Below are 25487 nucleotides of genomic sequence, written 5' to 3'. Positions count from 1 at the left end.
CTAGCGGATCAGCAGATCGATCAGAATGTTCACGGAGTTGAGCAGCGACTGCCCTTTCGCCTTCGAGTAGTCGGTGTAGATGACCTCGACGGGCTCTTCGGCGTAGGGAAGCCCGGTGCGACCGAGACGGACGACGATCTCGGTGCCGTGGGCCATGCGATCCTGCTTGAGCTTGATGCGACTCAGGGCGTCTCTACGGATGACGCGCAGACCGTTGTGCGCGTCGGTGAGCTTCGTGTGAGTCGTGATATTCGTCACCCATACGGCCGTCTTCAGCACGATCTTCTTCAAGATGCCAGGTTTCGTGCGGTCATCGAGAAACCGGGAACCGAAAACGATCGCCAGATCTTCTTCACGTGCTCGTCCGAGCATCGCGAGCGCATCGATGACGCGGTGCTGGCCGTCGGCGTCGAAGGTGACCACGTACTCGGCACCGCGTTCGAGGGCGTACTCGAAGCCGGTCTGCAGCGCGGCCCCCTGCCCGAGGTTGATTGGATGCGACACGATGTGAGCGCCTGCAGTGCGGGCGATCATGGCCGACCCGTCGCGCGAGCCGTCGTCGATGCACACCACATTGTCGAAGAGGGGGGCGAGTTCGCACACCACATCACTGATCACAGTGGCCTCGTTGTAGAGCGGAATGACCACCCATGTGTCGGGGTTCCCCGAGCCCGTTGCGAGCGAAGCGGGCGTGACAGTCGTCATACTTCCATTCTTGCAGATCGCGGCGTGGGGTACCCTATGTGAGTGGAGCGTCCTGGGGAACGGGCTCCGCGAAGGAGCAGGGACGTCATGGGGCACACGCGCGAGCGAACCGAGAGATCAACCGTATGGAGCCTTTGCTGGGCAATATTTTTGTCGTGTGCATTGGCGGTTGGAATCAGCATCTCTCCGCATGGGGCGACTCCCTCTGAGGCTGCTCCCGTCACTGGTTTCAAGCCCGGCAACATCATCTCAGATGCGAACTTCTATAACGGGAGTGCGATGTCGACAAGTCAGGTGCAGCGTTTCCTGGAGCAGCGCGTTTCCCGCTGCACCATCGGAGATGCAGGGCGGAAGCCGGGCACGAAGTGGGGAAGCACGAAAATCGCGTCCAAATGCCTGCGGAACTTCACAATGAAGACACAGACGCGCGCAGCAAACGCATACTGCAAGGCATACCGTGGGTCAGTCAGCGAGAGCGCCGCTGCGATCATCGCGAAGGTTGGCCAGGCGTGCGGGATCAGCCCGAAGGTTCTTCTGGTTATGTTGGAGAAGGAACAGAGTCTCGTCACTGATACCTGGCCCACTGTGCGTCAGTTCGATGTGGCTATGGGATATGCGTGCCCCGACTCTGGCCCTGGAGGCTCTGCGAACTGTGATCCATCGCAGACGGGTTTCTACCAACAGGTGTACCGTGCGGCGTGGCAATTCAAGGTGTATCGCGCACACCCGAATAACTACAACTACAAGCCGTTTCAGAACAACCGGATCCAGTGGCATCCGAACACGTCATGCGGCACATCGACCGTGCGTATCGAGAACTGGGCGACGGCAGCGCTCTACATCTACACCCCGTACCGGCCGAACCAGGCAGCGTTGGATGCGGGCTGGGGGACTGGCAATTCCTGCTCATCATATGGCAATCGAAACTTCTACAATTTCTACAAGACCTGGTTCGGATTCGGTCCGAGTTTCCAGGTGCATGGAGATATCGCCAAGTACTGGAATGCGCGTGGCGCCGGAGAGGGTGCGTACGGTTTCCCGACGCGAGCACGGAGTCATTATGCGACCCGCTTCGCGGGGGGCGTTTGGTTTCAGCAGTTCGGCGGCGGCATCATCACCACAGAGATGAACACCGGCAAGACCGTTGGTATTCCGAATGGACGAGTCTTCAATCATTACAATGGCCAAGCGGGCGGCATACGCGGTCTGCTCGGTGCGCCAGTATCGGAACCTGCGCAATATGCCGCGAGCGGAGGCGGCACCTTGCAATGGTTCCAAGGTGGCTTCGTCGCCACGTCGACAGCGGCGAACACGACCACCAGCATGACCTACGGGCCGGTCTACGACCTGTACAACACTACTGCTGGGGGAATTTACGGCAAGCTCGGCTACCCGATATCAATGTGGCAGAGCTATACCGGAGGGAAGCTTCAAAACTTCCAGCGCGGTTTCATCGCGCAGGCGACGGCCCAGAGTACTCCAGTATTCATGGCCTCAGGGCCGATTCTTGATCGGTACAACGGTCAGCTAGGAGGCATCCGGGGGGAGCTCGGCTACCCGATCAAGAACGCAGAGTCTCTTCCGGGAGGAGTCGAACGGCAAGAGTTCCAGTGGGGGTTGCTCGTTAAGACCGGTGCAGGCGCCGTCGTGGAGATTGTGGGCGACGACTACACGGCTTACCGCGCCGCCAGCCAGTCAGGTAATGCGCTTGGGCTCCCCGTCGGTCCGAAGCGGTCCTACTCCGGTGGCGGCGGTGCCGATCTCACGCCATTCGAGTCGGGAGTCATCATCACCGACCGAACGACGCGATCAACCTCGTACGTGGCCGGAGCGATCTACCGTCACTACAACGAGCGTCTCGGCGGCATTTACGGCGTGTACGGGTATCCCACCGCCAATCCGCGAGTTTACGCTGTGAACGGCGGCGGCACGCTGCAGACCTACAGCAACGGGTTGATTGTTTCCTCGGGGAATCAGCGCATCGCCGGTATGCTCACCTCGAGCCCAATTTACAAGCGTTATAACACCCAGGAGGGTGGCATCTACGGTTGGCTCGGTTACCCGGTCGCTGATGAAGTCGCTCGTTCCGGCGGGGGGCGCTCCCAGGAGTTCCAGAACGGTGTAATCACGGTGGACGGTAGCGGCCGAACCGTTGCGCTCCCTCAGGCGACGGCAGCTCGGTACGCGGCGTCTGGCGGGGCTGCCGGCTCGCTCGGAGAGCAAGAAGGAACGCCCAGGCACTACTCGGCAAACGGGGGAGGCTGGCTGAGCGTCTTCGCAGGAGGCATCATCACTCAGGAGGATCGGACCGGAGTTGCCGCGACGCTACAGTACTCCAGCCCGATCTACCGTCATTACAACGAGAAAGCGGGGGGCATTTACGGTTCGCTCGGCTTCCCGGTCGGTGAGGAAACGAAGCAGGGTCAGGTTACGACGCAGAAGTTCCAAGGCGGGACGCTGAAGCTCGAGCGGGGTGTGGTGACAGTCGTCAAGAATCCGTAGGAAGTCGTGCCCGTGCGGCTCACGTCAGTGCGCTGAGAACTTTCGGGCGCCGTCCTCTATAACCACCGCAGGAACTCCCCGTAACAGACTGTACGGGGGTGCAACGGTATCTTCGGCGACCACCGCTCCCGCGGCGACGACGCTATGGTGGCCGACCGATGAGCCCATGAGTACCACGGCGTTCGCGCCAAAATACACGTGGTCGCCAATCTCCGTCGAACGGCGCTCGATAGGCCGTGATCCCTCAGAAACGCAGCGTGCAACGGTGGAGTGGGTGTAGATTTGCACGCCCGCGGAGAGGTTGCAACCGGAACCGATTACGAGCCCGCCGCTTCCATCCACCACGCAGAAGGCTCCGATCCAGCACCGGTCGCCAATCTCGGGCTCTCCAACGAACCAAGCGTGCGGATGGTAAGGGTTGGCAGGAAGCCCCCCGTGGCCATCTTGAGTATCCATTCTCGCTCCTCATTTCGCCGCACGACCCGTCGTGTAAACGAAGGTTCGGCGGGGTCGCCCTGCTAGCATAATGCGAGTCGAGGATCGTGCCTGAGCCTCGTCAGGCCAAGTGTAATTGCATGGAGGATCCCCGCGTGTCGATTCGTTCTCGTTCCGTTCTGGTTACCGGCGGCGCCGGATTTATCGGCAGTCATCTGGTCGATAGGCTCATCTCCGAGGGTGCTGGGAAGGTAGTCGTCGTAGACAACTTCTTTCTCGGCAACGAGCACAACCTCGATGCGGCCAAGGCGGCTCGGCCTGATCTCGAGGTCGTGCGTCTCGACGCCTCGAACCTGTCAGCGATGCAGGACGTGGTTGCCAAGCACCAGGTGGAAACCGTCTTCGATCTCGCCACGATCCCGCTGCCGACCTCTCTCAGCTACCCTCACTTCACTATGCAGACGAACATCGGGATCACGAGCGCGTTCTGCGAGATCGCCCGGAGAGGTTCGATTGAGCGTCTCGTGCACATGTCGAGCTCGGAGGCGTATGGGTCTGGCCGATATGTGCCGATGGACGAGGAACACCCGCACGACGCGCTCACCCCGTACGCTGCGGCGAAGTCCGCGGAGGACCATATCTTGCGCTCGTTCGTGAGTACCTTCGGTATCGACGCGACTATCATTCGTCCGTTCAATAACTACGGCCCACGACAGAACCCCGGTTCCTACGCAGGCATTATCCCGATCATCGTGAAGCGGGTGCGCGCCGGCGAGCCGATCTTAATTCACGGGGACGGTGAGCAGTCGCGCGATTTCACCTTCGTTCGTGACACCGTCGACTTTGCCGTGGCGATTCATGACGACCCCGCTTGCCGCGGACTGGAGCTGAACGTCGCAACCGGAGTCGGCACATCCATCAACACACTGGTCTCTCGCATGCTGGAGATCATGGGGAAGCCGAATCATCCCGTTGAGCACATCGCGGAGCGACCTGGAGACGTACGGCGCCATATGGCCGATGTTACGAAGCTGAAGACAATTATCGGGCGGCAGCCCGAGGTATTGAATGCCGATGCGCTCGCAGAGACCATCGACTGGTACGAAAGGACCCTTTAGTGCGACTGAATATCCCGTCGACCGGGCCGGAGGAACTGGACGCGATCGCTCGTGTGCTGGAGTCGGGCTATCTAACTCAAGGACCGCAAGCCGCGGAGTTCGAGCGGCTGGTCTCAAAGCACACCGGATCGAGATTCGGTTTCGCGACGAGCTCCGCGACGACTGGCATTCATCTCGCGCTTCACGCGGCCGGAGTCAAACCGGGTGACGAGGTCATCATCCCCGATTTCAGTTTTCCGGCGACTGCGAACGCCGTGATCCAGCAGGGCGCCGTCCCAGTATTCGTCGACATCGAGCTCTCGACGTTCAACCTCGACCCTCGTCTACTTCGAGAGGCCTTCACTACGCGAACGCGTGCCGTGATGCCGGTGCACGCCTTCGGTCTCCCCGCCGATATGGGCCCTATCAACGCCGTTGCTGCGGAATTCGGCGTTCCGGTGATCGAGGACGCTGCCTGTGCACTCGGCGGCAGCTACCGAGGGCGGGAGGCGGGAGCCCTTGGCGACGCTGGCGTGTTCTCCTTTCACCCGCGCAAGATCATCACTACGGGCGAAGGCGGCATGATCACGACGAGTGATGAGTCCCTCGCGGAACGCATCTCCGTGCTCCGCTCGCACGGCGCGGTCCGTGGTAGCCACTTCATGTCATTCGTGGACGCCGGGTACAACTACCGATTGAGCGATGTGCACGCTGCCATCGGGGTGGTCCAGATGGGTCGGCTCGCGAGCATCATGTCCGACCGCTGGCGGCTAGCCGACCGATACGCACTCGAGCTCGATGGCGTCGAGGGCGTGACAGCGCCGACGGTGCCCGATGGGTCTGTTCACGCCTTCCAATCCTATGTGGTGCTGCTTGATGATGCTATTGACCGCGACGCCGTCATCGACGGGATGCGGGCGAGGGACATCGAGACAACTCTCGGCACTTACTCAATGCACCTGCAGCCGTACTTCAGAGACCGCTTCGGCATCGCCGACGAGATGCTGCCGATGGCAACACGCGCGCATCGCTCCGCGCTGACATTGCCTCTGTACCCGCAGTTGTCCGATGAAGAAGTGTCGGAGGTTTCGGCGACGCTCGCTGACGTTATCGGTTCGCAGAAGTGATAACGTCAGCGCTCCGAGTAAGAGCGAGGGAAGGAGTGTGAGCGGACGCTTGGCCCATTTGCGTGCAGCTGCGCGTGCCCGCATGCAGCGTGCGCTTGTCGGCCTCTTCGACCTCTGGTTCCGCGCGCGCGGAACTAGAGCGCCACGAATCAGCTGGGTCATAGCACCGAACGAGGTCGCGGGCACCGCTGCTGCGCTCGCGCGGGCGCTCCCCAACGCGTTTACGTTCATGCGCACGAGGCACCCATTCTACGACTTTCAGTACGACTACATCCCTCCGGCCAATCAGTCCCCGTCCTCGAGGGCGAGACGGAAATGGATCAGTGAGCCGATGCTTTTCGCGCGGCTCGCAAACAGCGCCTCCGGCTTTATTTACCTCAGTCACATTCCGCTGCTCAGTTTCCAGCAGGATGAGCGTCGATTCGAGTTCAATTTCCTTCGCCGGCGTGGAGTTAAGATCGTGTTCTTCTTTACGGGTAGCGATGTGAGGTCGATGGAGCTCATGCATCAGCACGAACTCGAAACTGGTCTTCCGAATATCGCCACGTATCTCGGGCAGGTCGCCCCGAAGTTCCGTGAGCCCGCGTTCGAGAGGAAGCAGCGCGCTATAGGAATGGTGGCTGACGAGTTCGCCGACGAGATCTTCACGATGCGTGTTGACCAAAGAGCATATATCGATCGCGAAACGCAGCCATATCCGTACCTCCTACCGGACGACGAGATCTCGGAGGACCTCGAAAGGTTTGAAGCCGTCGAACGTCCGGTGATTCTGCACGCCCCATCATCGCCGATCATCAAGGGGACGCAGCTTGTGCGGGCCGCGGTCGAGGCACTGCGACGCGAGGGGTTCGATTTCGAGTACGTGGAGCTCAATAGGGTCCCGTATGAAGAGGTGAAAAGCCTTCTCGCGCGTTCCCACATCGTGTTGAATCAGTTCTACGCGCATGTTCCCGGAGTATTCGGTGTCGAGGCTATGGCCGCAGGATGCGTTGTGCTGATGAGTGCTGACGAACAGATTGAGCCTGACCTCCCGCGAGGTTCGAATCGGGCGTGGGTGGTGACTAAGCACTGGGAGGTCTACCATCAACTCAAGTCGCTACTCGAAGAGCCCGAGCGACTACGTCCCCAAGCCGAGGCAGGACTCGCTTGGATCAATGAACACGCTCGTGCAAGTGTCGCGGGACCGAAGCTGCAAAGTGTGCTTGATCGTTTGATCGAACCCTGAATCGGTGAGGCGATCAACACGCGGTATCCTTGACGTCGGAGTGCTCTCGAGGTGTCTTGAGCGCGATTGAAAGCAAGGAGCCGTATGTCGCTGGAATTCATCCCCCCTGCTAAGCCGATCATTGGCGATGCTGAAAGGGAGGCGGTTGACCGCGTACTGCGCTCGGGCATGATCGCCCAGGGACCCGAGGTCGCCGAATTCGAGCGCGAGTTCGCCGCCCACTTCGTGCAGGGCCGTGAGACGGTCGCGGTGAACTCCGGTACCAGCGGGCAGCATCTCGGGCTGCTCGCGGCCGGAGTCGGGCCGGGCGACGAGGTCATCGTGCCCTCCTTCACGTTCGCGGCGACCGGTAACTCGGTAGCGCTGACGGGTGCGACGCCGGTGTTCGTCGACATCGAACCCGACTACTACTCACTCGATCCGCAGGCAGTGCGCGCGGCCATCACGCCGAACACGAAGGGCATCATGCCCGTTCACCTCTACGGGCACCCCTTCCTCGTGGACCAGATCGAGGCAATCGCGCACGAGCACGGGCTGGCGATCTACGAGGACGCCGCGCAGGCGCACGGTGCGAGTTGGGGCGGTCGTTCCGTCGGCACCATCGGCGACTTCGCGATGTTCAGCCTCTACCCGACGAAGAACATGACCTCGGGCGAGGGCGGCATGGTTTCCTGCGCCAACGGTGACCTCGCGCGCAACGTGCGTCTGCTGCGCAACCAGGGCATGGAGACCCAGTACGAAAACGAGGTCGTCGGGTTCAACGCCCGCATGACCGACGTGCACGCCGCCATCGGCCGGGTGCAGCTCACCCGGGTGAACGGATGGACGGAACAGCGGCAGCGCAATGCCTCCGTCATCACCGACGGACTGGCCGGGGTGTCCGGAGTCACCGTGCCGCGGGTGGCTGACGGCGCCGTGCACGTCTACCACCAGTACACGATCCGGGTGGACGCAGACGAGCGCGAGCGCATGCGCAACGCGCTGAAAGACGAGTACGGCGTCGGCAGCGGGGTGTACTACCCGATTCCGAACCACCGGCTGCCGTCGCTCGCACATTACGCTTCCGAGCTGCACCTGCCCGAGACCGAGCGTGCAGCGAGCGAAGTGCTTTCCCTTCCGGTGCACCCCTCGTTGACCGAAAAAGATCTCGGTCGCATCGTCGACGCCGTCACCGCGGTCGCCGGCGCCGGCGCGTAGGCGAGAAGCTGCAGCGTGCGCGTCGCGATCACCAGTCGCATATTCGAGCCAGAACCGAGTGCGGCGTCGTTCCGACTCGCCGCGCTCGCGGATTCCTTCGTCGCAGAGGGCCACGAGGTGATGGTGCTCACTGTTCGGTCGGCCCGGGGACGGCGAGAAGCCGGCGCGGCGAACGACCACGACAGTGACGATTTCCGTCGGTACCGAGTGCAACGGTTCCCTGTTCTCCGTGATCGCACGGGTTATGTTCGCGGATACCTGCAGTACTTAAGCTTCGACGTCCCGCTCTTCTTCAGAATCCTGTGCGGACCGAAACGCGACATCATCGTGACCGAACCTCCTCCGACCACGGGCGTCTTCGTTCGCATCGCGGCTCGACTGCGTCGCACGCCTTACGCCTACTATGCGGCGGACATATGGTCGGATGCCGCTGAGTCGACTGGGGCCTTCGGCATCGTGGTCGATGCGGTCCGTCGCATGGAGCGTTTCGCGCTTTCGGGCGCTCACACTGTGCTGTCGGTCAACGAAGGCGTCAGCGCTCGAGTGCGCGAAATCGCTCCTCGCGCGACCGTTCGCACTGTCGGCAATGGCGTAGACACTGAGATTTTCCGTCCTGATGGAGCTAGAGAGGAGCGGGGAATCTATGCAATCTACTCGGGCACGGCATCGGAGTGGCAGGGTGCAGGAATCTTCATTGACGCACTCGAGCGAATACTCCCGGAGTTCCCGGACGCGCGCCTTGTCTTCCTAGGCCACGGCAGCGACTGGGAGTCGTTGCGCGAGCGCGCCGAGGGTCTGCCGGTGGGTGCTGTGAACTTCATCCGCACCGTGCCGCCGGACGAAGCCGCCGAGTGGATTCGCGGTGCCGTGGCCAGCGTCGCCTCGATACGCCCCGACGCCGGCTACAACTTCGCTTTTCCGACGAAGGTGTTCGCCTCATGGGCGTGCGGAACTCCGGTAGTCTTCGCGGGTGAGGGGCGCGTGCACGAGTTCATGCGTGAGCACGCCAGCGAGGCCGCACTCGGTAGCGCATGCGCCTACGATGTTGAGGCGGTCGCCGAAGCGATGCGCATAGCCTTCGGCAATGTGCCTGGGCTGGCAGCGCGCGAGGCCCTGGGATCGTGGGCAGAGCTCTCGGTCGGACTTCACGCGGTCGCCGAGCGCGTGGTTCGAGCGATTGGCGGGGGCGTAGAAGAGAGGGGTGCCTCATGAAGAACGGATGGAAGCAGCTCCGGCAGTTGTTCCCATATCTGCCCTCTGCGGCAAAAGGGTACATCAAGATCTACATCGCAATTGCCTGTCTGTTGTCGGTGCTCGATGTCGTAGCTTTGATGCTGCTCGCGCTGTCGCTCTCGGCCATGATGCAAGGGATTCCGGTCAACCTCCCTATCATCGGCACCATCCAACCTGAGCATTATGTTTGGTTGTTGCTTGGAGTTTCTTGCTTGGTGCTGCTGAAGTCCTTCCTCTCTCTCCTCCAAAACTGGCTCGCAACACGACGGTTCGCTGAGTACGAGCTGACTCTGGGTCTGCGCTTGTTCGATGCCTACATCAAGGCTCCATGGGTGGACCGCCTAAGCAGGACGACCTCGCAGCTCGTGCGGATGGCGGATGTTGGCGTGGCTGCGGCCGTGTCCGGGCTGATTCTTCCCTTGATGCAGCTCCCCCCGATGCTCACCTCTGCAGTGTTGATCCTGGGATCGCTGCTGTTCATCCAGCCAGCGACGGCGGTCGTCTGCATCGTCTACTTCGGCTTGATCGCTCTGCTGATGTCCAAAGTCCTCACGAAGCGGGCGGTTCAGGCGGGGCGGGTGAACCGCGACTACAGCTTCCGCGTCGCTTCCTTGATGACGGACATGGTCGGGGCGCTCAAGGAGGTTACGCTGCGGGACAAGCTCGACGAGGTCGCCGGAGTCGTCAAGTCAAACCGTACGCATGCTTCCCGTGCCCGTGCCAACATCCAGTTCCTCGCGAGCGTGCCGAAGTTTATTGTCGACAGCGCTCTGATCGGTGGGTTCCTGTTTGTGGGCGTTTTCGCCTACTTAATCGAGGGCAGCCTCGACGCGGCGATCGCCTCGATCGTCCTCTTCGCGGTTGCCGGCATGCGTCTGGTGCCCGCCATGACCACCTTCCAGTCGACGAACAATACCCTGAGCGCCAACCGTGCCCAGGTGGCCGCGGTCATCGCTGACATACACGCGGCGGAAGCGTATCTTGCGGCCTCGGAGCAGGTCGGCAAGGAACCGTTGCATCAGGAACCGAGCGTGCTCTCTCTCGAAGGAGTGAGTTTCACGTACCCGACGGGGGAGCAGCCGGCGGTGAGGGATGTCTCTCTGACCATCAGAATGGGGAGCAGTGTCGGCTTCGTCGGCGAGTCGGGCTCGGGGAAGAGCACGCTTGTCGACATCTTGCTCGGACTCCTGATTCCGCAGGAAGGAGCTATTCGCATAGACTCTCAGAACATTGAGGACGTCATGGCAGCGTGGCGGTCGAGGGTCGGTTATGTTCCGCAGGATGTCTCCCTCTTCGATGGCACCATCGCTCAGAACGTTGCTCTGTCCTGGCATGACGACGTCGATGTCGACAAGGTGATCGAGTGCTTGAAGCGCGCACAGCTGTGGGACGTCATCCGCGATCGACCGGGCGGGCTGAACGCGCGCGTCGGTGAACGAGGTATTGCGTTCAGCGGCGGTCAGCGACAGCGCCTGGGTATCGCGAGGGCGCTGTACACCGATCCCTACGTTCTGATTCTGGACGAGGCGACGTCGGCCCTCGACACGAAGACGGAGGCGAGAGTCTCCGAGGCGATCCACGGCCTCCGCGGCGAGGTGACGTTGATCTCCATTGCTCACCGCCTTTCGACGGTGAAGGACGTCGACGAGCTCTTCTATATGGAGTCCGGCCGAGTGCTCGCGCGAGGAACCTTCGAACACGTGATGAGCACGGTCCCGAAGTTCAAGGAGCAGGCCCGCCTTGCAGGCCTCGCAGCGAAAGACGAAGCAGGCGAGGGGTAGGTTGATGTATTCTCGCGATGCCCAGACTGATCTTGCCGTTCTTGACCCGATGGGAGCTCAACCAGCGTGAAGAGTGAGATCGTCGTTCCGGTTCATGATCGGGTCCGGCCAATCGCCCGTGCGGTCCGATCCGTGCTCACCGACCCCGAGTCGGGCGTCATCGTCGTTGCCCACAACATTGATCCGGCGGAGCTGGACATTCCCGACGACCCGCGAGTGAAGATCGTGCCGCTCGAGGGGGCCGCCGGGCGCCCTGGTGCGGCGTTCGACCACGGCATTGCGGCGGCTACGGCCGAGTGGGTCGGCATCATGGGCTCCGACGACTGGTTCGAAGCAGGCGCCCTGCGAGCGCTGAGAGCCCGAGGCGAGTCTGACCACGCCGACGGAGTCTTGGTCCCCCTTTTGCACCAGGGGGGCAGACGCGGCTTCAACCCGCGCACGCTGCGCCGGAAACATCTGCGGGCGGCCCGCGACGGGCTCTTCTACCGCACCGCCCCTCTCGGGCTCTTCCGCCGGAAGATTCTCCAGGCACCCGCGTACGCGTTCGGCGGAGTGTTCCCGGTGGGGTCGGACCTGCAGGTGAGTACACGGCTGTGGACATCCGGCCTGAGCATTTCTCACGATCCTGATGCACCGGCGTACGTCGTCGGCATGGACGCGAAAGAGCGCACGACGCTCAACCCCCGTCCACTGCATGAGTACGGAAGAGCGTGGCTCGAGATCTGGGATCAGCCTTGGGTCGCGGCGCTCGACGGGAGAACTCGGCACGCGCTGGCGGTCAAGATCCTCCGGGTCCACGTGCTCGGCGTCGTGGTCCGTCGCCCGGACCCTTCCGATTGGCACGACACAGATTTCGCCTGGCTGTCGGCACTGGTGCGTCGGATTCTCTGTGAGGACCCGAGTGCCCTCGCCCCGTTCCGCAGGGTCAGTGCGAGGACGCTCCAGGCGTTGGCTGAAGGGGATGCCGGTGAGGCGCTCGCGTCGAGCGCTGCGGAACGGCAAGGGGGCGTGACGGGCAAATTGCTGACGCACGGCATCGGCTCGCTGCTCGAGAGGGACGCGCCGCTGCGGTGGAATGGTGTCGGCGCAGTGCACGCGTTGCGCAGCAAGGTCGGCGGGCTGCGCCGTCGCGGGGTGGTGGACTCGGGAGCAGGCCAGGCCCGCCCCACAGCCGATGAGAAGCCGACGATTCTGATCTTCTCGTTCTCGCCTATCGTGGGTGACGCACGGGTGCTCAAACAGGTGAACCTCCTCCGCGACGATTACCGTGTCGTCACCTGCGGATTCGGAGATTCCCCAGCGGGAGTCGCAGAGCACATTGAGCTCTCCGCCGCGTTGCTCCCGTCGAAGCTCGACGGCCGCCTCATCACGCTTCGCGCGTATCGCGCGGCGTATTGGCGAGTCCCCGCCATTGATCGGGCCTGGCGTGCGCTGCGAGGGCGCACATTCGAGGCGGTCCTTGCGAACGACATCGAGACGGTGCCGATCGCTCTCCGCCTGCGACCTGTGCGAGGCGTGCACGCCGATCTTCACGAGCACTACCCGAGCATGCACGAGTACGACGCGGCATGGAAGCGGCGAATCAGTCCTTACTTCTCCTGGCTCTGCAAACGGTATGCCGCGCGCGCGCAGTCCACGACAACGGTGAGCGGAGGCCTTCGGAGAGCCTACGAGGAGCAGTTTGGGTTCTCTCCGGAGGTCGTCCCCAACGCCACTCCGTATGCGGACTTGGCGCCTTCGCCGGTCGGCGATCCGATTCGGCTCGTGCATTCGGGGGCGGGGCAGCGGAAGCGGCGGCTCGAGATCATGCTCGATGCGGTCCGCGGGACTCAAGCACCGATCACGCTCGACCTCTTTCTCACTCAGAACGATCCCGCGTATCTGGACGGACTGCGTGAGCGCTACGCGGACGAGCCGAGGATCACTTTTCACGATCCCGTGCCGTACGCGGAACTGGTGGCGAGGCTGAACACGTACGACGTCGGGGTGTTCGTGCTGCCGCCCCTTACGCTCTCGTACAAGTGGGCGCTGCCGAACAAATTCTTCGACTACGTCCAGGCGCGACTCGGCATCCTCATTGGGCCCTCCCCTGAGATGGCGGGCTACGTGAACGAAGCCGGCAACGGCGACGTGCTCTCGACGTTCGAATCCGCGGACCTGCGCGACGCGATCGACGGGCTCGCACCCGCCAAGGTCGAGGAGTGGAAGCAAGCCTCTGACGCTGCGGCGGCCGATCTCGCGGCCGGGGAGCAGTCGCGCGCTTGGGTGGATGCGATCGAGGCGCTTTTTGATGGCCCGCGACGGTAGCCCGGTGAGACGGCTGGGTCGTCCGGGTCGCGGGCATTCCTTCCTCGTGCTCATTACGGGGAGCTTTCCGGCCACGACCGGCGACTACTCGTTCATCCGGCACGAGATCGAAGAGCTCGCCTCGCGTTTCGACCGTGTTCTGATCTACAGCTTTCGGCCAGTAGAGGGGGCCACGGCCGAGCTACCGTCGAACGCGCGATACCTCGGGGCTCTGAGCCGTACGCCGAAGATCGGAATCATCGCGGCGCTGCTCTCGCCGCCGCGCCTCGCGGCCGCGGCGAGGGCTCTGCGGCGCGAGGCCCGGAGCGGCCGAATGCGCGGTCACGTGCCCCTGGTTATCGGGAACATCCTCACTGGCGAGCGGTTCGCACGGACGGTCGAGGGCGGGCTACGGCGCGCCGGCGCAAGCAGCGACAGCCGTGTGAGCGTGTACTCCTTCTGGGGCTCACACGGTGCCCTCGCGCTCCCGTTCCTCCCCAAACGCTTCCGCCGCGTCGCGCGACTGCACCGCTTCGATCTTTACGAAGGGGTCGGTGGCCGGCTTCCGCTCCGCGCCTCGATCTTCGGCTCCGTCGATGCTCTGCTCTCCATCTCCGAGAACGGCCGGCAGTATCTACTGGATCGCTTCGGTGCGCTCATCCCTGCTGGCGTTCTCTCCGTGCTTCGCCTCGGAACGGCCGATCACGGCGTCGGCCCGCAACCCACGCCCCTCACCGAACGCTTGGAGCATGAGCCCATCAAGGTGGTTTCCTGTTCGTCGGTGATCGACGTGAAGCGGGTGGACTCCCTCATCCCCGCACTCGAGCTGATCGCCCGCGACTATCGGGTGCACTGGACGCATTTCGGCTCAGGCCGGGACATGTCGGCGCTGGCCGAGGAAGTTCGTGCGGCCCAGTCGCGGACGCCCTGGCTAAAGGTCGACCTCCGCGGTCAGACCGAGAACAGCGATGTTCTGGCGTACTACCGGGAAACTGCCATCGACGTGTTCGTCAATGTCAGCGATTCCGAAGGGGTTCCCGTGTCGATCATGGAGGCGCTGTCGTTCGGCATTCCCGCAGTAGCGACGGACGTGGGCGGCACGGGGGAAATCGTCGGAGCCGAGCTCGGATCCGGAATCTTGCTGCAACCGCGACCCGATGCTGGGGAACTCGCCGAAGCGCTCCACTCCACGGTTCGGGACCGCGCATCTTTACATCCTCGGATCATCTGGGAGCGTCTGTCGGACGCGCGGGTCTCTGGGATGCAGATCGCTGACATGGTGGCACTGTGGACTGAAGAGTCCAGGTGAGCGAGCCCTCTGCTATCGTGTGCCTAGCAAAGCGCCTCCCATCGCGATTTTCGGGCGCCAGAAGAAAGGTTGGATCTTGCGGCGACTGCTGATCATCTCCTTCTCGAACATTACGCAGGACGCGCGGGTGTTGAAGCAGGTTCGCGAGTTCAGCTCTGATTGGGAGGTCTCGACCTGCAGCTACGGACCGAAGCCTGAGGGTTCGACTCACCACTATGCTGTCCCGGACGACGCGATCCACTGGGCGTACGATCGGAAGAGTCTGGTCTTGCGCCGCTACGAGCACGCCTACTGGACGAACGCGGCGATTGCGTCCGCCAGGGAGTTCCTGGATGGGGGTATGTGGGACGTCGTTCTCGCCGACGACCTGGACACGGTGCCGCTCGCCCTGTCGCTGAACCCCGTGTTCGGTGTCCACGCGGATCTTCATGAGTACGCGCCACGCGAGAAAGAGGACGTGCTCCGGTGGCGGATCTTCGTGAGCCCATTCAGGCGCTGGATGTGCGGCCGGTACCTCTCCAAGTGTGCATCGGTGACAACGGTGGGTGCAGCGCTCGCAAAGGAGTACGAGCGCGAGTTCGGCATAGAAGTCGGCGTCGTCATGAACGCCACTCCCTACGCTGAACTGCCGGTCAACCCGGTGGGCCGGCCGATCAGGGTCGTGCACTCTGGAGCGGGACGGAAAGGTCGCGCCCTCGAGGTAATGCTTGAGGCTGCAGCACGCACTGAAGCCGATGTTACGCTCGATATGTATCTCACCCCGAACGACCCCGAGTACGTACAGCAATTACGGCACCGCTTCGGTCATCACCCCAAGATCAGCATCAACGATCCGGTCCCCTACACCGAGCTGATCGACACGCTGAACCGCTACGACGTGGGCGTTTTCGTGCTGCCGCCCCGGACTTTCTCGTACCGCTGGGCACTCCCAAATAAGCTTTTCGACTTCATCCAGGCGCGTCTCGGGATTATTATCGGCCCTTCGCCGGAGATGGCCTCCATTGTGAAAGATCATCACCTCGGCGCCGTTGCCGGTGGGTTCGAAGCACGACACCTGGTAGAGGCATTCGACTGCTTGACACCCGAGGCGGTCGCCTCGTGGAAGCACAACAGCGCGCAGGTTGCGAGTGAACTCTCGGCGGCGCCTCAGAATGCGCTGTGGCGCGAGGCTGTCGAAAAGATCGTGGCGAGAGGGTCGCAGCGCGATACGGACTCGGCAAAGTCGCGGCCGGTCGAAATCATCATCGCCTGTCACGCACCCGAGCGTCGAGTGGATCGCGCAGTAGAATCTGTGGTCCTCGGTAACGGCGATGTGGCGACCGCGACTGTGGTGTGTCACAACGTCGCCAAGAACGTCATCGCTGAGCGGATTCCCGAGGGTGTTCGCGACCGTGTGAAGTTCATCGAACTGCAGGACGATCTCCCGTCCCCGACCGGACCGTTCATGCATGGCATTGAGCAGGCTACAGCACCCTGGGTCGGGATCATGGGTTCCGACGACTTCTATGAGGCGGGTGCGATCGCTGCCATGCTCGAGTTGGCCGACGAAAGGGAGGCTGTGATGCCCCGCCTCGGTCACGACAGTGGTGGAGCGGTGCGAACTCCCCCGGTGCGGTTCGTCCCTCGCGCCGACCGGGATGCAGTGCGCGATCGCCTCTACTACCGCAGCGCTCCGCTCGGGATCCTCCGCAGGGAGTTCCTGGCCGCGAACGATCTCGGGCTGGACGCGGGATTCAAGGTGGGCGGAGATCTGCGGCTTTCGACACTCCTGTGGTCTCTCGGGTCGGTCGCGGTGCAGCGCCGTGGGCCTCGGTACGTGATCGGCAGCGACGCCGCCGATCGGGTCACGATGAGTCTGCCCCCCGTCGCAGAGGAGATGCGACACATCGCTTCAGTTTGGGGTCAAGCGTGCCAGTCCCGCCTCACTATTCAGCAGCGGGAGGCACTCGGGACGAAGTACCTGCGCATCCACGTGTTCGGTGCGGCTTACTACCGTGCTGTGAGGAATGCCTGGCTGCCCGGGGACAGGGAGGCGCTCGCGGAGGCCGTCTCCCGAGTGCTCGAGGCGGCGCCGCTCGCCGCTGCGCCTTTGTCACGCGCAGATCATGCCCTGCTCGACGCGATCCTCGATCTCTCCGTTCCCGATGCAGCACTGAGCGCGTTTGCGTTGGCGAGAAGGAGGTTCGGGCGGCCGAGTACCATGATACCGGGGTCGTTGAAGCACCTGCTGCACCGTGAGGCACCCTTGCGGTTCATGGCAGCGTCACTCCTGGTTCGCTAGAGCTTCCCTGATCGCCTCGACCGCTCGTTCTGCGGCGTGACCATCGCCGTACGGTGCGGCATCGGTATGCGCGGGAGCAGGTCTCGTCAACGCCGAAGTGATCTGATCCGTCGTGTTGGCGAGTACGTTCCATCCGAGGTCGATCGTCTCCACCCACTCGGTCTCGTGTCGGACAGTGGTGCACGGGATGCGCAGGAGAAATGCTTCCTTCTGCAAGCCTCCCGAATCAGTGACGACTCCGGCACTGCCGAGCACCGCCGCGATCAGTCCAGGGTAGGGGAGCGGATCCCGGGTAACGAGCGCGCCGGTATTCAGAGGGATGCCGTGCTCTTCCGCTTTCGCGCGAACGCGGGGGTGAGCCAGGAGAATCACCGGTCGATCCGCCGCAGCGAGAGCTTCGACCACCTCGCGCAGGCGCTCGGGCTCGTTCGTGTTCTCGGCTCGATGGATCGTCGCGACGTAGTATCCGTGAGGCGCATCGAGGTCGTCGAGCGGGTTTACGGCGTCGGAGGCGAGCACGGCATCGCGAACCTGGAACAGGACGTCCGTCATCACGTCCCCGACGAGCACCGACCGGCCTGCGAGGCCCTCCGTCGAAAGGTGCTGCACCGCGACCTCGGTCGGAGCGAGACAGAGGTCTGCAGCATGGTCGGTGAGCACCCGGTTGTGCTCCTCGGGCATGGAGCGGTTGAACGACCGTAGGCCCGCTTCCAGGTGCGCCACAGGGAAGTGGAGCTTTACTGCGCTTACCGCGGCCGCAAGTGTCGAGTTTGTGTCCCCGTAGACGAGAACGCAGTCGGGCTTGAAGCGCTCGAGCACCTCGTCCATGTGAGCGAGCATCGCTCCCGTCTGAACGCCGTGCGAGCCTGAGCCGACCCCGAGGTGGGCATCGGGCTCGGGAATGCCGAGGTCGTGGAAGAACACGTCCGACAACATCGGATCGTAGTGCTGCCCGGTGTGGACGATGACGTGCTCGTGACCAGCGGTGATCAAAGCTTGGGCGATAGGAGCCAGCTTTACGAACTGCGGGCGCGCGCCGACAACGCTCATGATTTTCACACCCTCATCCTATGCAACGATTTGCTGTCGAGCCTTACGACCGGGTGGGGTGCCCGCCTGCGTCCGGTAGCCGATACCATGACGGGTATGCGCGTGCTGGTGGTGGTTCCCTGGTTTCCCAGTGATCTGGCTCCCGGATCGGGGATCTTCAATCTCAGAGACGTGCGGCTGCTCGCGCGGGAGCACGAGGTTACAGTGCTCCACCTGGTGCGGCCCGAGTTCGTATCTGCGGACGAGTCCTTCATCAGTGTCGCTGATGAGGGGTTCGGCATCGAACGAGTGCCGTACGGCATCGCGAGTCCCGCGACGCTTTTGCCTGCGGTGCGCCGTGTGAGAGAGATGCTGAACGAAGCGGACCTCGTGCACTCCATGGCCTTCTCGGCCCTCCCGGTCATGCGCCTCGCCCGCCCGCGAATCCCCTGGGTGCACACCGAGCACTATTCCCAGCTCATTGCTCCTCCGCGCTCGCGTGCGGAGGCAATCGCTCTCGGAGCGTTGAAACGCCTCTTCAGGTACCCGACTGAGACCGTCGCGGTGAGCAGTTCGCTCGCCGCCGTTATCGATCGTTACCGTCGAGTCCCCTCGACGGTGGTCGGCAACGAAGTGATGATGCCCGTGCAGAGGATCCTCGAGCACCGACCTGAGGCTATCGGCTCCACCCCCATGCGAGTGCGGCTCCTCGGCGTCGGCGGCGTCGTGGACCGGAAGGGGCCGATGCAGGCGGTGGAGGCGATGATCGAGATGCGTCAGCGAAGCATTGACGCCTCCCTGACCTGGGTGGGAGAAGGAGACCTCGCCGTCAAACTGCGGCGGAGGGTTGCCGCAGCGGGTGTCACAGATCATCTGCATTTGCCGGGCCATCTCCCGCCCGAGAAGCTCTCGGAGGAACTGCTCGACGCCGACGTGTTCCTCCTGCCCGTTGAGACCGAGACGTTCGGAGTCGCGATCGCGGAGGCCCTCGCGCACGGGTTGCCGGTCGTGGCCAGCGGAACAGGGGGTCACGAGGAGTTCTTACCCCCCGAGGCTTCGAGAGTGGTCGATGAGCGATCTCCTGGAGTGTTGGCGGACGCCGTGCTGGAGCTTCTCTCAGATCCGGAGCTGTGGACGAAGCTACGGATCTCGGACTACGCTGCTTCGCGGTTCTCCCCTGAGACGCGATCGGTAGAGTACCGCGGGGTGTACGATCGGGCGATTCGGGGATGGATGGCGCGACGACACTAGACTTGCCCACGTGAAGATTGCCGTAGTAGCTACAGGGAAAATCGGTCTGCCGCTCGCGACGCAGTACGCGTCGATGGGGCACGAGGTCGTCGGAGTCGATGTCAACCGTGCGCTGGTCGACTGCATCAACCGCGGTGAGGAGCCCTTCCCCGGTGAGGCCGGGCTGGCCGAGAAGCTCGCCGAGCAGGTGCCGTCGGGTGCGTTGCGCGCGACCACCGAGTACGCCGACGCGATCCCCGGAGCGGATGCCGTCGTGCTCGTCGTGCCGCTGCTCGTTGATGAGGAGAGCTGGCAGCCGGACTTCGGGTGGATGGATGCGGCCACGCGTTCGCTCGCCGAGCACCTGACACCCGGCACCCTCGTGTCGTACGAGACCACGCTTCCGGTCGGCACGACCCGCACCCGGTGGAAGCCGCTGATCGAAGAGGTCTCGGGGCTCACCGAGGGCGAAGACTTTCACCTCGTGTTCTCGCCCGAGCGGGTGCTCACGGGCCGCGTCTACGCCGATCTGAAGAAGTACCCGAAGCTCGTCGGCGGTCTGAACGAGGCGGGCGCCCAGAAGGCCATCGAGTTCTACGAGTCGGTGCTCACGTTCGATGCGCGCGACGATCTGCCTCGTCCGAACGGCGTGTGGGACATGGGCACGGCTGAGGCCGCCGAGATGGCGAAGCTCGCCGAGACGACCTACCGCGACGTCAACATCGGGCTCGCGAACCAGTTCGCGCGCTACGCCGACGTGGCGGGCATCGATGTCTACAAGGTGATCGAGGCCTGCAACTCGCAGCCGTTCAGCCACATCCACCGGCCCGGTATCGCGGTCGGCGGGCACTGCATTCCCGTCTACCCACGCCTGTACCTGTCGACGGATCCCGACGCCGACATCGTGCGAACTGCCCGCAACTACAACGCGACCATGCCCGCATACGTCGTCGATCGGGTGGCCGAGATCATCGGCGACCTCTCCGGAGTCCGGGTGACCGTTCTCGGTGCCGCGTACCGCGGCGGCGTGAAGGAGACCGCGGTCTCCGGCGTCTTCCCGACCGTCGAGGCGCTTCAAGCCCGCGGCGCGCAGGTGACGGTGCACGACCCGCTCTTCTCCGATGCAGAGCTGGCCGGTTACGGCTTCACCGCACACGCGATCGGCGACCCCGCCGACGTCGTGATCCTGCAGGCCGACCACGCGGAGTACCGCGACCTCGGCCCCGCCGACTTCCCGGGCATCAAGCTCTTCGCCGACGGTCGCAACGCGACCGACCCCGCGCGATGGACCGGTGTGCCCCGGATCGTGATCGGCGCCGGCAGCTGAATCGGTGCGGGGTCGGCGGGCCGAGTGGCCGTCCGATCCCGCACCGAGCAGGCTCGTGCCCGACAGGTCGTCACTGACCTTGCCGAGGCTTAGGACGCGCAGCGATCCCCGCGCTGCACCTGGCTGCCGAGTGCGCTCGAGGGTGCCACGAGCCAGATGCGCTTCGGTGACACCACCGTGATCGCGTCAGCGACTGGGCCGAGAATGCAGGTCGGCTGCGCGAACACGAGCGGGCTCTTGCGACTCCCCGCTGCCGCGGCTCCTGCCATCGCCTCCGGATAGGCCGAGGAGGAGGCAATGGAGATATCACCGCCGCGCGTGTGTTGGTTTCGCGCGAGACTCGCGGAAACCGCGGCAGAACTCGCACCGGAGTGTCTGGTGATCGATCGGCCGTCGCGAAGCGATCGTTCGATGCCGGAGGACACCCCTCCGCTACCGCCGGCGATGTCGATGCGTTTCACGCCAGCGTCCTTGAGCGCGCGCAGCGTAGTCGCGGGAGCCTGGGCGGCCGATCCGGGCACGAGGATCAGGGGAGCACCCGCCGATCCGGCTGCTGCGGACGCTGCAATGGGTTCGAGAAAACGAGTCCCCGAGGCCACGAATGCTCGCGATGTGCCGTTCGGCCACCCGCGTTTCATCACTGCGATGGACGTGGAGTATTGATCGTTGCCTGCGACACGCTCGATCGTTCGACCCGTCGCTTTCAACTCGTTCGCGGCGCGCTGACTGACAGCTCGCGTCGATCCGACCACGATGACGCGCTTCGGCTTCAGTCGATTCAGCTCGGTCTTCGTTGCGGCGGGCACGCGATTCTGCTCAACGAGGAGCAGCGGACCTTTGAGCTGCGTTGCGAGCGGAGCAGCACTCAGCGCCTCGGCGATGTTCGCGCCTACCGTGACGACCACGGTGCCGCCGGTGGTCTTCGGGAAGCTGTTCTTCGAAATGGCCGCCGCGCTCGCAAATCGGTCTTTCCCGGCAAACCGGGTGGTCGACGGGGCTTGCGGTGCAGAAGACACTTTCGTGGCTGCGGATTGCGAGCCCGCCCCGCTGATAAAGCCGGATGCGCTCGGAACGACTTTCACAGCGATTTGCTGCCCCGCGTCGGCGGTACTGAGCCGGTAGGTGCTCTTCGTCGCACCGGATATGGCCTTCCCGTTCCGCAACCATTGGTACGACTCGGTGATCTTCGTCGGCGTACCCAGCTGCGAGGTCCAACTGCCGGAGAGTGCTGCCTTGACATCCTTGCCAGGAGTCGCCGATCCACCGCCGACTACAGAGGTGGTCACTTTCTTTCCGCCGCTACGGAACCCCTTGAAGTCGATCCGGACGGTCGCAGTCGTCCGGGTGTTTGAAACATTGGTGACTCGGACGGTTGCCCCGTATGGGCCATTACCCTGTCCTGGTTTGATCGTATAGTGTTTTCCGGCATCGGGACCTGAGCGAACCGTGTGCGCAATGACCGAGGTGCGCAACTCACGGCCGCCCGACCAAGTCTCCGGGTAACCCTTGACGACACGCAGTCCAGTGCTGATGTACGTACCCTGTACGTTCGGGGTGTACCAAAGGTCGCCGTTCGACCAGGGCACACCGGAGTCTTGCCCTGCTCCCGATCGGTACTCGACATAAAAATCGCCACCGGAGGTCGGACTCTTCACCTTGAGGCCGCGCAGACCACTGCCTTGATCCAGGGAGCGCAGGGTAAAGGTCTGTGTCACTCCCGCAGAGGAACTGACGTTCTGCAACGAACCCGACTGGAGTACCCCGAGTGCCTCTCGCTGCGGGATCGTGAGGGACGGGCTCTTCGTCGTGCGAAGCGAGTTGTCGAAACCCATGGGACTCCAGTGATCCCCGTACTCGATATCCGAGCAGGGTGCGAGGGGCACCTGTCGGGTTCCGCCGGTACTCGGCCAGGACTTCGCTTGCGTCGCTGTATCGGTCCTGGCGCCCGAGCAGTGCCGTGCATGCGAGTGTCCAAGACCGAAGTTGTGCCCGAACTCGTGGTCGAGTGTCGGTTGTGCGCGCGACACAGCCGTGCCACCCGGACGAACCGCCAGGTCCACCCACACCATTCCACCGCTGTGCAGAGAGCCGAGCGTACCCATACCGGCCCACCCGCACCCTCCTGATTGCATGAACACGACGAGATGACGCGCGGCGTTTCTGCCCTGGTAGTCGTACGCGGTGCGGCCGAACTGCCGCGCGGCCGCATCCCATGCGCCCCAGTAATTGCAGCGATCCGCGTAAGTGAACGAGCGGGTGTTCGTGATGGAGAGGCCGTCGACGCTCCGCGACGTCTGTCCGCTCCAGTAACCGGATGAGGACCGTACCATGTTCTGCAGAGCCGTGTACCCCGGCGCGGATCCGCCGTTGACCCACGCGATGTCGACCAGGTGCTTCTTCGAGGCGGACGCCTGTGCGGCGGCCAGGGTCCCCGCGGCAGGCAAGTACTCCTCGGACGCGATCGCCACGCTACTCAGTGCCTCGAGCACCTCATCGTCACTCGGTGCCGCATCGCGATTCAATTCGTCGTCGACGGCTTCTTGAACGGAGTCGCTGAGCGTCACGGACCCGTCGAAGTCTGCTCCGGGTTCGAGCTGTCCCTCAATCGACGCGGGATCGATGGGAATGATGGGTCCCTCTTCAGTTGCGATGGCCACGCCGCCGCCGCTCTCGCTGAGCTCGTCGACGACGTCCTCGCTATGATGCGGCTCGTCGGGCGTCATCATGACGATGCCCGTCACATCGACCTCGTCCGAGACCTCGGCACCATTCTCGCTGGAATCCTCGCCACCGGATCCGTCGGGCTCAGAGGTGTCTCTCTCTTCGTTCGACTGTTCAGTCGGCTCAGGTTGTGCTGGCTCTTCAGTCGGAGGAGCGGTCGCGGGAGTGCTCTCCGACGACTCTTCGGCCGGCACATCGACTTCCGCCTCTTGATCGACGGCCGGATCCGGAGTTGTGGCGTCTTGGGCCCAGGCCGGCGACGCGCTCAATACGAGCAGCGCAGCGAGGGCAGCACCCATGAATGATCGACTTACTGCGCGCATGTTCTGTTTTCCCCTGTCTCGAACCCTCGTATATCGTAGACAGATTCTGTGAAAAGGCCAGAGAAAAATGTGAGATCGCAATTTTAGGACCTCAGTGCTGTTCCGCGGGGCGACGCGCCGTGCGCCCGCGCGAGTCGTGACAGGCGAATTCCCTGCCTGTGACGCGCGTCAGTTTGTCGGAGGGAAGACGCCTTCCCTGTACCGACCATGTCGTCAGACTCTCGAAGGCGACGCCGTGAAATGCTGCTCCAGAACCGCTACGGGTGCCGTCGCCGTAGGGAGCTTCGGAAGCGGGGCCGGCCGAGGCCGAGTCAGCGCGGTAAAGATCTCTTCGGGGGAGTTCGCGAGGAAATTCCAGTCGGCGTCTTGACCGTTCCAATGCCGGAGTGACCCCTTTCGCAGCATACGCCGGGCTAGACTTGCCCACGTGAAGATTGCCGTAGTAGCTACAGGGAAAATCGGTCTGCCGCTCGCGACGCAGTACGCGTCGATGGGGCACGAGGTCGTCGGAGTCGATGTCAACCGTGCGCTGGTCGACTGCATCAACCGCGGTGAGGAGCCCTTCCCCGGTGAGGCCGGGCTGGCCGAGAAGCTCGCCGAGCAGGTGCCGTCGGGTGCGTTGCGCGCGACCACCGAGTACGCCGACGCGATCCCCGGAGCGGATGCCGTCGTGCTCGTCGTGCCGCTGCTCGTTGATGAGGAGAGCTGGCAGCCGGACTTCGGGTGGATGGATGCGGCCACGCGTTCGCTCGCCGAGCACCTGACACCCGGCACCCTCGTGTCGTACGAGACCACGCTTCCGGTCGGCACGACCCGCACCCGGTGGAAGCCGCTGATCGAAGAGGTCTCGGGGCTCACCGAGGGCGAAGACTTTCACCTCGTGTTCTCGCCCGAGCGGGTGCTCACGGGCCGCGTCTACGCCGATCTGAAGAAGTACCCGAAGCTCGTCGGCGGTCTGAACGAGGCGGGCGCCCAGAAGGCCATCGAGTTCTACGAGTCGGTGCTCACGTTCGATGCGCGCGACGATCTGCCTCGTCCGAACGGCGTGTGGGACATGGGCACGGCTGAGGCCGCCGAGATGGCGAAGCTCGCCGAGACGACCTACCGCGACGTCAACATCGGGCTCGCGAACCAGTTCGCGCGCTACGCCGACGTGGCGGGCATCGATGTCTACAAGGTGATCGAGGCCTGCAACTCGCAGCCGTTCAGCCACATCCACCGGCCCGGTATCGCGGTCGGCGGGCACTGCATTCCCGTCTACCCACGCCTGTACCTGTCGACGGATCCCGACGCCGACATCGTGCGAACTGCCCGCAACTACAACGCGACCATGCCCGCATACGTCGTCGATCGGGTGGCCGAGATCATCGGCGACCTCTCCGGAGTCCGGGTGACCGTTCTCGGTGCCGCGTACCGCGGCGGCGTGAAGGAGACCGCGGTCTCCGGCGTCTTCCCGACCGTCGAGGCGCTTCAAGCCCGCGGCGCGCAGGTGACGGTGCACGACCCGCTCTTCTCCGATGCAGAGCTGGCCGGTTACGGCTTCACCGCACACGCGATCGGCGACCCCGCCGACGTCGTGATCCTGCAGGCCGACCACGCGGAGTACCGCGACCTCGGCCCCGCCGACTTCCCGGGCATCAAGCTCTTCGCCGACGGTCGCAACGCGACCGACCCCGCGC

Annotated in this window: 17 protein-coding genes; 13 read left to right on the top strand and 4 right to left on the bottom strand. The window is 63.6% G+C overall.

What is annotated here, in order from left to right:
* The gene (locus tag J4H85_RS00085) at positions 1–705 is read right to left on the bottom strand and encodes a glycosyltransferase family 2 protein (protein WP_208235741.1); all 705 of its coding nucleotides are present in this window, start codon (positions 703–705) and stop codon (positions 1–3) included.
* 411 nt (positions 706–1116) lie between these two features.
* On the opposite strand from J4H85_RS00085, the gene J4H85_RS00080 reads away from it, so the two are divergent.
* Positions 1117–3207 (top strand): LGFP repeat-containing protein, encoded by a 2091-nt coding sequence (locus J4H85_RS00080; RefSeq protein WP_208235739.1) that lies wholly within the window; start codon positions 1117–1119, stop codon positions 3205–3207.
* Positions 3208–3231: 24 nt separating this feature from the next.
* Here the strand turns inward: J4H85_RS00080 and J4H85_RS00075 are convergent, their stop codons facing one another.
* Positions 3232–3663: a DapH/DapD/GlmU-related protein gene (locus J4H85_RS00075; protein WP_208235737.1), complete on the bottom strand. Its 432-nt coding sequence runs from the start codon at positions 3661–3663 to the stop codon at positions 3232–3234.
* A gap of 134 nt (positions 3664–3797) precedes the next feature.
* Here J4H85_RS00075 and J4H85_RS00070 point away from each other — a divergent pair, with 134 nt between their 5' ends.
* The 9 genes from J4H85_RS00070 (at position 3798) to J4H85_RS00030 (ending at position 17178) form a co-directional block, all read left to right on the top strand.
* Complete coding sequence (locus J4H85_RS00070) at positions 3798–4760, top strand: dTDP-glucose 4,6-dehydratase (RefSeq protein WP_208235736.1); 963 nt, start codon at positions 3798–3800, stop codon at positions 4758–4760.
* A complete protein-coding gene (locus tag J4H85_RS00065; protein ID WP_307863267.1) occupies positions 4760–5866 on the top strand; it encodes a DegT/DnrJ/EryC1/StrS family aminotransferase in 1107 nt (368 codons plus the stop codon). The genes J4H85_RS00070 and J4H85_RS00065 overlap by 1 nt, the downstream gene beginning before the upstream one ends.
* Before the next feature lie 82 nt (positions 5867–5948).
* Positions 5949–7091 (top strand): glycosyltransferase family protein, encoded by a 1143-nt coding sequence (locus J4H85_RS00060; protein ID WP_208235732.1) that lies wholly within the window; start codon positions 5949–5951, stop codon positions 7089–7091.
* 84 nt (positions 7092–7175) lie between these two features.
* Complete coding sequence (locus J4H85_RS00055; RefSeq protein WP_208235730.1) at positions 7176–8288, top strand: DegT/DnrJ/EryC1/StrS family aminotransferase; 1113 nt, start codon at positions 7176–7178, stop codon at positions 8286–8288.
* A 15-nt stretch (positions 8289–8303) separates the two neighbouring features.
* Positions 8304–9500: a glycosyltransferase family 4 protein gene (locus J4H85_RS00050; protein ID WP_208235728.1), complete on the top strand. Its 1197-nt coding sequence runs from the start codon at positions 8304–8306 to the stop codon at positions 9498–9500.
* Entirely contained in the window at positions 9497–11302 is a 1806-nt protein-coding gene (locus J4H85_RS00045; RefSeq protein WP_208235727.1) for an ABC transporter ATP-binding protein, read from the top strand. The genes J4H85_RS00050 and J4H85_RS00045 overlap by 4 nt, the downstream gene beginning before the upstream one ends.
* Positions 11303–11368: 66 nt before the next feature.
* The gene (locus J4H85_RS00040) at positions 11369–13609 is read left to right on the top strand and encodes a glycosyltransferase (RefSeq protein ID WP_208235725.1); all 2241 of its coding nucleotides are present in this window, start codon (positions 11369–11371) and stop codon (positions 13607–13609) included.
* Entirely contained in the window at positions 13593–14897 is a 1305-nt protein-coding gene (locus J4H85_RS00035; protein ID WP_208235723.1) for a glycosyltransferase, read from the top strand. Before J4H85_RS00040 ends, J4H85_RS00035 begins: the two co-directional genes overlap by 17 nt.
* Before the next feature lie 76 nt (positions 14898–14973).
* Positions 14974–17178 carry a glycosyltransferase gene (locus J4H85_RS00030; protein WP_208235721.1) on the top strand — a complete coding sequence of 735 codons (2205 nt, stop codon included), beginning with the start codon at positions 14974–14976 and terminating at the stop codon, positions 17176–17178.
* On the opposite strand, the gene wecB is transcribed toward J4H85_RS00030, so the two are convergent.
* Positions 17161–18237 (bottom strand): non-hydrolyzing UDP-N-acetylglucosamine 2-epimerase, encoded by a 1077-nt coding sequence (wecB, locus tag J4H85_RS00025; protein WP_208235719.1) that lies wholly within the window; start codon positions 18235–18237, stop codon positions 17161–17163. The two genes, J4H85_RS00030 and wecB, sit on opposite strands and share 18 nt — an antisense overlap.
* A gap of 78 nt (positions 18238–18315) precedes the next feature.
* Here wecB and J4H85_RS00020 point away from each other — a divergent pair, with 78 nt between their 5' ends.
* Both J4H85_RS00020 and J4H85_RS00015 read left to right on the top strand, forming a co-directional pair.
* A complete protein-coding gene (locus J4H85_RS00020; protein ID WP_307863266.1) occupies positions 18316–19458 on the top strand; it encodes a glycosyltransferase family 4 protein in 1143 nt (380 codons plus the stop codon).
* Between the two features lie 10 nt (positions 19459–19468).
* Entirely contained in the window at positions 19469–20764 is a 1296-nt protein-coding gene (locus tag J4H85_RS00015; RefSeq protein WP_208235714.1) for a nucleotide sugar dehydrogenase, read from the top strand.
* An 89-nt stretch (positions 20765–20853) separates the two neighbouring features.
* On the opposite strand, the gene J4H85_RS00010 is transcribed toward J4H85_RS00015, so the two are convergent.
* A complete protein-coding gene (locus tag J4H85_RS00010; RefSeq protein ID WP_208235711.1) occupies positions 20854–23889 on the bottom strand; it encodes a cell wall-binding repeat-containing protein in 3036 nt (1011 codons plus the stop codon).
* A 346-nt stretch (positions 23890–24235) separates the two neighbouring features.
* Here J4H85_RS00010 and J4H85_RS00005 point away from each other — a divergent pair.
* Positions 24236–25487: nucleotide sugar dehydrogenase (locus tag J4H85_RS00005; protein ID WP_208235710.1), on the top strand; the 1252-nt coding region annotated here is incomplete at its 3' end.

Origin of the sequence: Leucobacter tardus, from assembly GCF_017583045.1 — a bacterium.
Taxonomy (GTDB): domain Bacteria; phylum Actinomycetota; class Actinomycetes; order Actinomycetales; family Microbacteriaceae; genus Leucobacter; species Leucobacter tardus.
Note: the sequence above shows the minus strand (reverse complement) of the source record. Positions and strands in the feature narration are given on the sequence as shown.